The organism is Glaciecola sp. KUL10 (assembly GCF_003203515.1).
Taxonomy (GTDB): domain Bacteria; phylum Pseudomonadota; class Gammaproteobacteria; order Enterobacterales; family Alteromonadaceae; genus Glaciecola.
Genome location: NZ_BGNG01000002.1, coordinates 61,972 through 74,934, shown reverse-complemented (window position 1 = coordinate 74,934; position 12,963 = coordinate 61,972). Strand labels below are relative to the sequence as shown.

The following is a 12,963-nucleotide window of genomic DNA, read 5'->3' as shown; positions in this document are numbered from 1 at the left end:
TTATTCAACTAAGATTGAAAAATGCATATTGAAACGCTTCTCGAGGCTAATAAGACGCGCAATTGAGGCTTCGTCAAACGTATGTCCCTCTGGCAGCACAAGAATATCATTTTTATTAAAAAGAGGTTCTTTGAGTATCATGCCTTCTGCAAGGTCAACGCTTGAAATCCCTTTATCTTTTTTATCTTGTTGCTGGTCTTTAGTTTGCTCCTTAAGTGACTCAACTAAAGCTAGATCATATCGAAGTCCTGCAAATTTTTGCATTAATTGTATCGTCACATTAGCATTGTGCTTTTCTAAATCAATCCTTCCATCCATATAAGCATAGTAATCGCGCGCAACGCTCAGTATCTTAGCGCCGATAGGTAAAGATTCATCTGATAGTTTTCCTGGATAGCCTTGACCGTTGACATGCTCAAATTGATTACAAACAATATCAGCAATCGGCTGTAACTGAGGAACAGGCGCAAATACCAATTTTGCATAGTCACACTGCTTGTAGAACTCAGCTTTTTCATTTCCGGACATCGTGAAAAATGGCTTTTTTATTACCTCAGCGCGCACGCCCAGCATGCCTATTTCACAGATCAAGGATGCATATCTAATATGCGATACTTGCTGCAAATCCAAACCGGCACCGTGCGCTAACTTTTCGGCTAATTTGCTGACATTCTTAGCAAAGGCACTGTTTAAATAAGGACTGATTACAACTGAATTATAAAGGCTTTTCTTTAAAACGGTTACTCCACGCTCTACTTTATTGATTGCGCCTTTTACTTGCGTTGTTCTATATTCGACCTTTTGTTCCAGCGCGGCGTTCAAGCCTCTTAATTTATTTATTTGCAGTTTTAGCCTTGCTATTTCTTCCTTTGTAACACCAGCATTATTAAAATGGACAAAGCCCTCTTTAATCACATCTAATAGTAATTCGTTTTCCCATGGTTTTTGAACAAATCGATGGATTTTCCCATCATTGATTGCGCTAACTAGCGCTTCATTATCAGCCTGTCCAGATAGAACAACTCTATAGGTTTTTGGGAACTCTTGTGCAACGAGCGTTAAAAACTCACTACCACTCATTCCGGGCATCTGCATGTCTGAAATGACGACTTGTACTGTGTTATTGCGCATGAACTCAATGGCTTTATTAGCATCATCAGCTAATACCAAGCGATACGGCTCACCATGAAACACTCGCTTCAATGCTTTTAAAATACTCGCTTCATCGTCTACAACAAGCAATGTTCCTTTCTGGGGTGCAGTTGATTGACTTTGAGCAGCTAAATCTGACACGGTTACTCACTCATTTGTAGGTTAGTAGGTAGGCTTAATGTGAAGACACTTCCTAGCCCTGGTGTACTTAATACACTTAAGTCTCCTCCATGAGCTTTTGCAATTTTATATGAAATACTCAAACCTAGCCCAGTACCCTTGCCAATTGATTTCGTTGTGAAAAACGGTTCAAAAATACGACTTAAATCTTGCTTGGCAATACCCATACCATTGTCTTCAACCTTAACCTCTACTTTGTTATCGTACGCGTGTGTGTAGATCTTTATAGTTTCTGCCCCGCTACCAAAATGACTTTCATTAAACGCTTGGCTTGCATTGACAATCAGGTTAGTCAGAATCTGGCTAATTTGAATCGCATTTGCCTTAATAAGTGGCAAATCATCATCCAGCGAAAGTGTAATGCTAGCATTGTCGTGAATTTGACTATCCAGCATTTTGACCGTGTCCTTTACGCATTGATTTAAATTGATAGGTGCCTGATTTGAATCTTCGACTCGAGAAAAACCCTTCAGACTTTTTACGATCTCGCTCACTCGCAGTAAACCTGTGTCTGTTTCGTCTAATAAATCAATAATATCCTCATTGATGTACTCAAAATCGTGTTCTTGCAATATATTCTCGAGTTCATTGAGTGGTTTATTGTTGAGACCATGTGTTTCAGAAGTATTGTTTTGCAAGCTAATTTGAACGCTATGCAGTTGTTGGCAAAGGCGAGCATATGCAGATGAATATTTTCTTAGGGTAACTAGGTTTGATTTCACATAAGCAATTGGATTATTTATCTCATGTGCTACACCCGCGGCGAGCTGCCCGATAGACGCCATCTTTTCTTTTTGCAGCAGAACTTGCTGTGCGTCGGCCAATTGTTGTGTTCTGCTCGCTATTTTTTCCTCCAAGGTTTTATTAAAGCCTTCTAATTCAGCTTGATAGCTTTGTACTTTTGCTTGTTCTTTTTCCAAACTATCGACTAATGCGTTGAAAGCACGAGCAACCTCAGTTAATTCGTCATTGCCTTTTTCTTCGACCTTTGCCCCTTTAAACTTTCCTTGGCTTATCGCTGAAGACATGTTGCTCGTAGCGGTTGTTAATGAAGACAATTGCCTTGTTAAAACGGTGCCCAGTAAAAAAGAAAAGACAGCCACAAACAACATCTCAATAATCGCAATTGACGCCGTCCACTTCGTAATATTGTTGATAGAATCTTGTAGGGTCGATACGCCAATGCCAATTTCAACCCTGCCATATACGCGCCCACCCTCTGATATGTTTGAAAACACGTCAAATACGCCATCAGTGACATCAATTGCCGCTAGATCTTCAGAGAAGTCTCTTTTCAAAAATTCCTCAGCACCCGCCTCAGCAAAAACACGGCCGTTGGCATCAATCACACGTGCATAGGTAATATCGGGGTTATTCAACACCTCTTGTACAAAAGCCTCTAACGAAGCAATATCATAGGACAGGACAGCACCTTTAGTCGTAGATGCAAATAAGTTAACCGCTGTTTCTGCTCTTTTTTGAAGATTGTCATTGACAATTGAGGTCATAAAACGATTAGCTGTCAGGACTAAAGCCAATAACAACACACCCTCTATGAGGGCGGTCCCCAAAATAGTCTTAGTCCGCAGGGAGAGTTTCATCACTGGGCTTAACGGTTGAGTTGATGCGATATGTCTAAGGTCCTTACATCGTTCCAATTGTCGTCTTCTGCCGACTCAAAGCCTTTAAAGTTAATAGCGCTCAATACAGACTGATATTTATTGCCGTTAATACTTAAAAAACCTTGGCGAAGTCTTTCATGCTCCATGTTAGACAGTCTTGGATGAACTGCGATTGCATGTGGTGAAAATGCATCGCTTTGCCACATAATGTCTAATTCGTTGCGAATATTATCTGGCAAAGCATTTAAAGTGCGTATTATCCCCCCGCCTGCTGGAAGAAAGCCCCTAGCAACATTCATATAAACAGAATCATGAGAAGATACGTAGACGGGTTGGTACTCTATATTTACTCGCTCTAAGAAGCTTTGGGGGATAATAGACGCTGCAAAGGCTGCTGGCGCGGGGAAAGCAATCGACTTGTTTTGTAAATCCTTTAAAGATGACACGTCCCCCCGCTTAGAAATCACGATTATACCTATGATTTTCTTACCCATTTGCTTGACGATTGCTCTGTATCCAGGGGCTTTAGAAAATTCCACATAGTGATAGGGGTTCATGTAAGCAATATCATAAACGCCATCGGATACATTTTTTTCAAATGTTGGAATATCTTTCGCTGTTGCGAATACTAAATCTACACCTGTTTGTTCACTGACCTCATTTAGAAGAGGGCCCCACGTGGCGGCTAGTTTTTGAGGTGATTGTTGTGGCACAACGCCGAATAAGAGTTGTGTCTTGTGCGTATTAGCGTATGTGCTTGCCATGAGGCAAAGCGTACATACTATGAACACCATGCATTTGATCAAGCAACCGCATCCTTTTCATTGTCAACGATGACATCGAGTACCATTGAAAACGCATAATTATCGATAGGTTTTGCCATATGATAAATCTTTGAGCCGTGTTCAGCCTTGAGAGCGTTATCACTGTATTCATCAAATATAATTAAGTATGGCACATAATCAAGCGTTCGTTTGATTGTTTCCATCAAGGAGAATGCTGAGACTTTGCTAGTTTGATTATCAACGATAATAACCGCTGGCTTTTGCATTGATAGTTCGATGCCCGCGTCGATACCAAACCCATATACATGCGTAACATAGCCTGAATTTCTAGCGATACGCTGGCTATGCCTAATGAGCTGCTTTTCTTTTGAAACAATAAAGCATAGTTTTTCTTGTTCAAGTGATAACTCAACCGGAATAGGAATTTGATTATCTTCTAAAAAGCTAATCAAGTCGGCGTGCTTGACTCGGTTGTTTCCTCTACCAGGTAGTTTGAACGCTTTTAATTTACCTGCTTCGATCCACCTGATAACTGTTCTGGGGTTAACATCACAAACCTTGGCTACTTCTCCGCTCGAAAAAGACTTCATTATTTTCTCTACTACATGAACGACTGGTAAGCGAAATGTAACAAAAAACGAAGTCGAAAAACCAAAAGGGCGCCGCTTTATAGGTATAAGAAAACACACGATAGTATTGTTGACTAACCGCCTTTCAACTCACTCATGAAAAATACACATAAAATACAATTAGATAGCTTTAATTATAATATTTACACTAGTCACTTGACCTTGGTCATCACTCAATGTGATCGTTTTTGCACCACTGCTAAATTGGTGAAACAAAGGTTCCGTTGGGGTTACACTGCCGATATAATTGCCATTCACAAACCAGTTGAGCTTCTTAGTGTCGCCATCAACTGAAGCGCTTAATGCAATCTCTACAATGGGCTGATTTTCTGCTGAAATCGGATTCACAAAAACTTGGCCATTTAAGGGCGAAGTAATTTTAGGAGCTGAAAATAAATTAACTTCTGAATCACGCTTCGATTTTAAGCAATCTTGGTGGAAATCTGGAATGGCCGCTACCAAGATTCCAACGCGTTCAAAATTTGCCAAAATATCTGTTGGCCATACTTCAAAATATTTTTGTTCTATATCGCCTTCTAACGACTTACATGCCCTTAACCCTGTTGCCTTATGAATATTAACTAAGCGATATATGTTGGTACTTTTTATCGGTGATTTACCTGGAATAAAATATGTATCAAGGTTTAAGGGGCAACCTTTTTCATTTAAGCCCCCAGTAGGCTTGCAAACACTTACTCTTCTTAAACTGCCTTTCATACTTGAAAATGCATCTTCTATATTCCATGCTAGGTCAATAAAGTTTGCATTTGTTAGACTATCAAACATATCGAAGAGTATTGGACCGGCGGCTTCAAATCCTTTAAAAGATGGATTGGCTTTACCATCAAAGTTTCCCACCCACACTGCTAGCACATAATCACCGGATATACCCAGCGCCCAAGCGTCTCTGAACCCCCAAGATGTCCCTGTTTTCCAAGCGATATCTGGCTGTGATTGCGGTGAGGCGCTATAACGATTGTTAGCTTCTGTGTTGTTAGCAAAGCCAAGTGGACGCTTGTGTTTTGCTAGTGTATTCAACAACATAAAACTCGCTTCTTTTGACAAGACTGAGATAGGTACATCTTCGCCTTGCCTATTAATATCGTGCTTTGTCGCTTTTATGTTTTTGACTATGCCACCGTTAGCGAAGCTTGCATAGATTTTAACTAAATCAAGCATCGTCATTTCCAAGCCGCCTAAACTTAAGGCCAAACCATAGAAATCGGCTGGCTTTAAGTTCACTTCGTAGCGTTTAAGTGCGTCATAGAGATTAAACTCGCCTGAAGACAATCGCTTTTGTAATCCTACTGCAGGTACATTTCGACTTGCTAGCAATGCATCGCTAGCATTCATTGCACCTTTGTATTGAGTATCCGCATTTTCCGGAGAAAAGCCTAAATATCTCACAGGAAGGTCTTTAACAAGTGTTTGTGGGTGAATTAATCCTGCTTCAAAACCAAGGGCGTATAATAGTGGTTTCAGTGTTGAACCGGGTGAGCGTTCTGCTAGGGCGCCATTTACTTGTCCATTTATCTTCGTGTTGTGAAAGTCCGCAGAACCTAACATTGCCTCAATTTGCATAGTTTTATAGTTTACTAACAGCGCTGATGCATTGTTAATTTCCAGCTCAGCACTTTGCTGTAAACGTTGGCTCAACACTTTCTCGAGTAAAGTCTGTTTTTCTAGGTCTAAGGTGCTTTCTATCGAAGTCGCAGTTTCATTCAAGCCCTTCAAATTTCTAAGGTATTGAACAAAGTGTGGTGCACTATAAGGGAGATCTTGTCTAGTAGAGTACGTCAGCGGTAAAGTAACAGTTTCAGCACTTAAACCCTCAAACAATTCTGGTGATTTTAAAAATAGCCTTTTTGCAGCATTCTGAATTGTGGGGTGGTTTAATGACTTTGCAGGGTTCCTTGCATTTGGGTTCTGCGGAATAACAGCGAGCGAGATAGCTTCAAGTTCGCTAAGTTTGCTAACGTGTTTTCCAAAATAAATTAAACTAGCAGCCTGTGCGCCCTCAATATTTGCGCCATAGGGTGCAAGGTTTAGATAAGCACTCAATATTTCTTTTTTAGAATAATGAGACTCTAAATGCAATGCTCTTATAATCTGTTCGAACTTTCCAAGCACAGTGGATGAATCAATATTCCAGCGTAAACGCGCCACTTGCATGGTAATAGTGCTTGCACCAATCCGACGCTTTCCAACGATGTATGTTTGGTATCCCGCACGAAGAATAGCCTTTAGGTCTGCTCCTTTGTGTTCATAAAAATTTTTATCTTCGTATTGAATACTGGCTTGCTTTATTGAGCTTGGAAATTCACTAGCCGGCGTTATTAGTCGGTATTTGTCGTCTTCAGACAAGCTGAGCCTTAATAAATTACCTTTGCGGTCATATACCGCCACACCACTTGTATAATGCGAGAGTAAAATAGGCTTTGGTGTTAGTTTAATCAGTGAAAAAAGCAGCAGCATCGCAACTGCGCAGATGAGAATACTCGCAATTCCTATTCGAAAATAAACGCGTCTTTTCACTTGCTATTTAGTCCGCTGTTCCGCCGCTTTGCGGGTGAATTTTTATCAGATATTCACCCGCTGTTTGTGCAAACACATCGAGCCTTTGAGGATGCGTTATGGAAAGAGAGGGCAGTGCGACTAACCCTAAATTTTGCGGTCGTATCTGATAGCTAAACTCGATGCCATTTGTATCTAGCCTTGTCATTAAATCCAAACGATCCTCTTCGAGGTCAGCTTTGAATCTTGGCCACCGTCTCAGTTGTGAATTAAAGACAAGACTATTGGGAACAATTGCAAAGCCTGATGGAATTAAGTCTACAAGCATTAGTTCGTTAAGTTGCTGATTTGATTTTAAACGCGCGTGCACTTTGACTGTAATATCGCTACCAAATTCGACATTAAAATGCTTATTGGCGTCTACATTTAGTAACTCCCCATCGCTATCAAATAGCGCCTTAGACAACTCAATATTGTTTTGAACAGCGCTGGGTGACTTTTCGTAACCAGTTTGCTCAAGTAAATAATAAACGTTAGAAGTGACTTCAATATTCAAATGCTCAACATCAGTTGGTATATCGATGCGTTTAGTACCGTTAATCCGCTGCGAATATATGCTCAAAGCTTCTTTTGAGTCATGATGACCCGCAGTGATGTCTATCACGACAGATTCTGGATCGGGTTCGGTACCGCGACTAAGAATCTGCATTATTTTGACTAGATAACGTGGACTAACACCTTTATTAATTACTGGGTACAAATTCACTAACTGTTCATTTAGTTTGCTTTGTATATTTGGTCCAAAATGTCGAGATAAGGTCTTCAGGATACGCAAATAACTTCCCAAATAGTCAGTGTTATTATGCTGAAGCCAATCAATCTGTCCCACGAGAGATTGCGCCATTTGCTCTTGTAGCATCAATGAATAACTTGCTGCCCGATATGCAAGTATCTGGTTCTCAATGTCAATGTTTAGTGATAACGATTTGATATCTTGCTCTAAATCTAGCAGATAGTTTGTGCTTACCACGCCACTTAAGGTCAAGAGATATATTGCATGAGCGCGTTGAACACTAGAGGCACTTGTTTTTGTGTTTGCCAATCGCGTTACGAAATTCAAGCTTCTATCAAATAAACGGTTATCGATGATCAACTGTTGATTTCTTGCTGCTATTAAAAATTCAAACACATTTAGACTAAGCTCGATATCAACTTCATTATTCTCAGACCAATAAGGAAAGCCACCATTTGTAGCTTGAGAACGAAAGAGCTCAGCCGTCAAACTCTTATATGATTCATTTTGTTTTTCGTTAAAATTATCTCTTAATATCAATGCATTAAGCTGGGTTAACCGTTTGCTATTTGACAAGTTTTCTGCACCATCAATATCAACAATCGCTTTTTCGATTTGTTTTATTAATGCGCTCGCTGTTACCCCAAGTGTTAAAGACTGATTAGCAAATTCTGGCCTTAGATGATAGGGAAGTGTCAGTGTTGATGCTGTACCTACCACACCAAATTTCAGTACTTTTAGCGGCTGAGCTAAAGGACGATTACTAATCGTGTAGCGCACCCGACTGCTTATTGATTTCCCGTTTTCTCCCAGCGCTCGCGCGGTGATGTCAATAAAAGCAGGGCCGACGTTATCATTGCCCTTTAGACTTAGATCAAAACGCGTTTCGTTAGTAGAATCAGGAACAAATGAAAATGAAGTTTCAGATAAAACGCTTATTTGTGGTGAGCTCTCTATTTTAACGTGAACAGGTGTATCTGTCGTTTCAAGGCCCTCCAAAGCCTGTATTCTTAAACGAGATTTAATATAGTCATTCGGACTCATATGCGTTGGTAGAGAAGCGGAGAGTAAAAAAGAGCTTCTTACTAAGCTAGAAGCTGAGGCACTCCCAAGCGCATCATCACTCACAGAAACCGCAAAAAAACGTACTCGGCCATTAAAGTCACCCGGTAACTTAACTTCAATCTCATTCTGACCCGCCTTTGCGTCAATTATTGATGACCAATACACAACAGGATCTAATGTATCTCTTGCAAATGGATTCACACTTTTGCTTTCACGTTGTAGATCAGCCGAACGCATTCGCATTTCAGCCATCACTGCACCTCCCGGCGCTTTTGAATAATTTGTTAACTGTATATCAGGCAATAACATATCAAGCATTTGATGCGTTCTGACACCCAACGCCTGTTTGCGCAAGAAATATGCGAGTGGATCTGGCGTTTGATAGTTTGCTACTTGCAAAATTCCTTCATCCACCGCAAAAACTAACAGTTTCGCGGCTTTGTCTAGCAAAACTGAAATAGTGTTTGTCTTATCGGGATTAATAATTGGCTCAGTTTGTAAACTTGTTTTTAGTATTCTCCGAGTTTTATCGATAGTAAAATTAATCAACCCATAACTAAACGGGCTATATGCGATCGACTGCGAACTTGGATCACGAATGAAAGCGACATTTACATAGGCATTGCCTTCTAAGTGTTTAGGTATCTCAATCTGATGGAGGCTCGAGCGCGAATTCGTGGTAAACCATTGATAATGCTCTACCTTATCTTTTTCTATTGTGATTAATCCACTTCCGGTATAGGGCGCCTCAATACTTAACTCAAGTATTTCCCCAGCTTTGGCATCTTGCTTATTTAAGCCCAGCGTCAACTGATTAGACTCCGTCCCACCAGTCGATTTGTCAGATTCACCCAACACTTTGTATTCAAATTCAAACACCATTAAGCCCGAATCATCGGTCACTTGAAGTTTAAATCTACCGATATCGGTTGTACTTAACGGTAAAGAATATAGATTGTCCGGCAAAGAAAAGTCTCTTTTTGAGATAGGAACTAGCTGCATATCTTGCTGGTATCTCAAGCTTCCATCCGGTTGCTTAACCAATGCCATTACCGACTTTTGCTGCATTACTTCAAGTGTTAGATTTTGGCGAGCGATTAATTGATGCTGATTAGATAAATTAAGAAGAGAAAGCGAAACTTGCTGATTCTGCTTTAAAAATGTTGGATTAAAGTCGGCTTTGTAAGCGATTAAAGCATCAAGAGGTGAATATAGAACTGATGTGGTCGTATCAACGAATTTACCGGAACCTATTTCATAAGCTTTGTAATTGAAATTAAGTCGATACAAGCCAGCGTTCAATTGGTCTTTGAAACCTTCAAAATAAAATTCTGCTAAACCACTCTGGTCAGTTACAGTGCTTGCCAATGAACGTTGCTTTTCAATATGCTCAATTGCCTCGCCATTCGGTACATAAAAGGTAAAGTCAGAAAATTTCTTTGAAACAAAATAGGCTTCCTGCACTGCTACAGTGCCTTCGATCCTGTTACCGATAGCAGGTGTGCCAAATAAATTGCTGACATTTACTTCAGTACTGATGTCACTACTCGTTACCCATGTACTTAGCCCTATATCAACATCGGGAACACTTTCTTTTATGTGTGCTTTCAAGCTGAGCGTATCAGGTTCAAAAGCACTAATTGTAAATTGAGTTGAACCTATTTGACGCCCCAATCGTGAACCTCCGCCCAGATTAGTCGAAGGGTTTACATGTAGCGAAGCGGAATAGCTTCCAATGGGCGCCGACGATTCTGCTAAAAACTCAGCCTCTATAAAGCCCTTATTCAACTCATTTACTTCTATATGCCTTTCATAAACCACTTCATAATTTGGATTGCGAACAACCCACTTTAAATTCAACTTGTTAGCACTTGCTAACATATTTTTTTTAACAATTGCGGCTAGTTTAACCGACTCGCCAGGACGATAAATTCCTCGATCACTAAACAGGTAAGATGAAATCTTATTATCACCACCCCAGTGTGCACTCACTCCGCCTGAATCCATTCTAGAATAATCAATCTGGTCTGAATAATTGTCAAAAGGAATAAATGTAAAATCACCTGCTTTTTTAGCCATCACGACGCTTGGGTATTCACCCGAGAGTAAGTTACGCGGCACCGAAAATGAAGCCATACCGCTCTGATTTGTATTGGCCGAAATCAATGATTCTCCGTTCGGCATCAAAATTGATACTTCGGCTCCTGCAACCGGCTGACTTGATGATAAAGAGTGAGCGAAAACTTTTAGTTTTTGATTTGCCTCGTGCTTAACAAGAAGGGCTATATCCGAAAGCATCACTAGCTTTTTATCTTCAATACCATAAAGTGTGCGCTTCTTTTGCTGATCGTAACCCTTTGCTTTGATTATAAAAAGGCCCGTTGATGCATCTTCAATATAGTCGACTAAATCAACTGCCGCTTTATTGACGATATTAGGTGAACGCTTCTGTAGAGGGATAATATGCTTAGAAAAGTGCGCAAGGTTTTTCTCGTCGAATTGCCATGTTTGAAAATCTAAGTTTGTAATATCTCCTCGAGTTTGCGTCACTAAGTGAACCACTTGGTGCATTGGAATTCGACCAATCTCAATAGATAACGCATCAAGCCCCCGACTACCAAGCCCAACTTTCGGCGCAAAAGAACTATTTAAAACAGAGCCTTCATGCGCAAAAAAGACTTGTTGAGGATAAGCGGGCAATCTAACAATTGAGTCAAATATTCGCGTTTTGATATACGCATTTACAGATGTTAAACCGCCATCAATTCGCAACAGTACGTTTGATGTGTCTGGCAAATCAACGCGAAGAATATGTTCAGTACTGCTATCTAAATGTTCATTTAATAGTTGATAATCAAGCAAATTATTATTAGTTAACAGAGACTTGCTGACTTGAGCTGGACTATTCCATTGATGGATACGCCCCTCATTGTCTTTGGTGGGTAACGCATAGAGACTCAACTTTTCATTCAGTGCGCTCCTAGCAATAGCGTCGGTGAACTCAATTGAGATAGTTTGGGTAGGATTACCATTGATATCGTTAATGATTTTGGAACTCACATTTACAATATCTAAAAAAGAGTAGATGTCAGGTATAATCGTTTGAGCTTTCAGTTCATGCTGATAACTTGCACCACCTGCGATAGCAGTCAGCGGTGCATCTAAGAATAATGTAGCGTACTGCTCTTGAGAAGGCAGGCTATCGATATCTGATTTTATAAAGTAGTGTTCGCTATCTGCGGGTTTCTCGACTTCGTATTCAAGCTTCGGTATGTTTTGAACATCCAACTTATTAGTTAACGCATCGTTTTGCTTAAGCAACGTAAATGCTTTCGCTAACATATCTTCATCAAGTAAATAGTTACTGCTCACTTTTGCTATTAATGACTTTATCTCTGTATTGATAGGGTCCTGATAAAACGTAAACTGCTCTATCGCAACCTCGAGATCGCGCGTTTTAAAGTCAAGTTCATCATCAGCTAAACGTATACCTGCATTAAATAAACGTTGATTAAACGTTACGGCAAAAGACTGGCCAGCAGGCCAAGGTTCACTTGGCTTAAACCTTAATACGTGATTGTTATCCCACATCCAATTTCCTTTTATGAAGGGAGACATTTCAATATATTGATTTACTGCTTTATCTAGCATATCTATCGCAGCTATAGGCACATCATTCGACTTTATTTGCAAAGACGAAACAGGCAACACTGAACCATCATCGCGAGAAACGTGCTCAATACCATTGTGAACCAAGTCAGGCTGAGAAAAATGAATAAAGAGTATGGGTTGATCATCATTACTACTGATTGAGCTTGTTTGTCGTTGGTCCAGCTTTGCGGTGGCGTATACCAATGGCTCAGCAGGACGTGTTATGTAGTCATTGAGCCAAATACTTGATAGTACGATACTGGTGATAAAAAACAGTGTTAACACTAAAGAGAGTAACGGACGAGCCTGTCGCCATGAATTAAGCGCGGAAAACCACGTGGGAGGTTGATACGAGACGCTTCCCAATAGCGCTGCCGTAGCACGAGTTAATCCCTTAAGCATAAGACAACGCTCCTTTTTCTTTTACTGTTAATCATCATCTACGACTCAGTAAGCGCAACATAGTTGCAAGTAAGTAACAAATCAATTCAACTTTATTTAAACCAAATTTGAGTTTGGGACGACTCTATTAATACAGCTACTAAACAAAACCTAAAACATTGGTGATTTAG

Annotated in this window: 6 protein-coding genes; all 6 read right to left on the bottom strand. The window is 40.2% G+C overall.

The window, feature by feature from the left end; genetic code table 11:
• The 6 genes from KUL10_RS04210 to KUL10_RS04185 all read right to left on the bottom strand — a co-directional run bounded on the left by KUL10_RS04210 (window position 1) and on the right by KUL10_RS04185 (window position 12,793).
• Window positions 1–1,293: an HD domain-containing phosphohydrolase gene (locus tag KUL10_RS04210; protein WP_110427664.1), complete on the bottom strand. Its 1,293-nt coding sequence runs from the start codon at window positions 1,291–1,293 to the stop codon at window positions 1–3.
• A gap of 2 nt (window positions 1,294–1,295) precedes the next feature.
• Entirely contained in the window at window positions 1,296–2,933 is a 1,638-nt protein-coding gene (locus KUL10_RS04205) for a sensor histidine kinase (protein ID WP_110427663.1), read from the bottom strand.
• A gap of 8 nt (window positions 2,934–2,941) precedes the next feature.
• On the bottom strand, window positions 2,942–3,718 hold the full coding sequence (locus KUL10_RS04200; protein WP_199509187.1) for a phosphate/phosphite/phosphonate ABC transporter substrate-binding protein: 777 nt from the start codon (window positions 3,716–3,718) through the stop codon (window positions 2,942–2,944).
• 38 nt (window positions 3,719–3,756) lie between these two features.
• On the bottom strand, window positions 3,757–4,329 hold the full coding sequence (locus tag KUL10_RS04195) for a helix-turn-helix domain-containing protein (RefSeq protein WP_110427662.1): 573 nt from the start codon (window positions 4,327–4,329) through the stop codon (window positions 3,757–3,759).
• A 159-nt stretch (window positions 4,330–4,488) separates the two neighbouring features.
• Window positions 4,489–6,903 (bottom strand): penicillin-binding protein 1C, encoded by a 2,415-nt coding sequence (gene pbpC / locus KUL10_RS04190; protein WP_146216755.1) that lies wholly within the window; start codon window positions 6,901–6,903, stop codon window positions 4,489–4,491.
• 7 nt (window positions 6,904–6,910) lie between these two features.
• A complete protein-coding gene (locus tag KUL10_RS04185) occupies window positions 6,911–12,793 on the bottom strand; it encodes an alpha-2-macroglobulin (protein ID WP_110427660.1) in 5,883 nt (1,960 codons plus the stop codon).
• Window positions 12,794–12,963 lie beyond the last annotated feature (170 nt).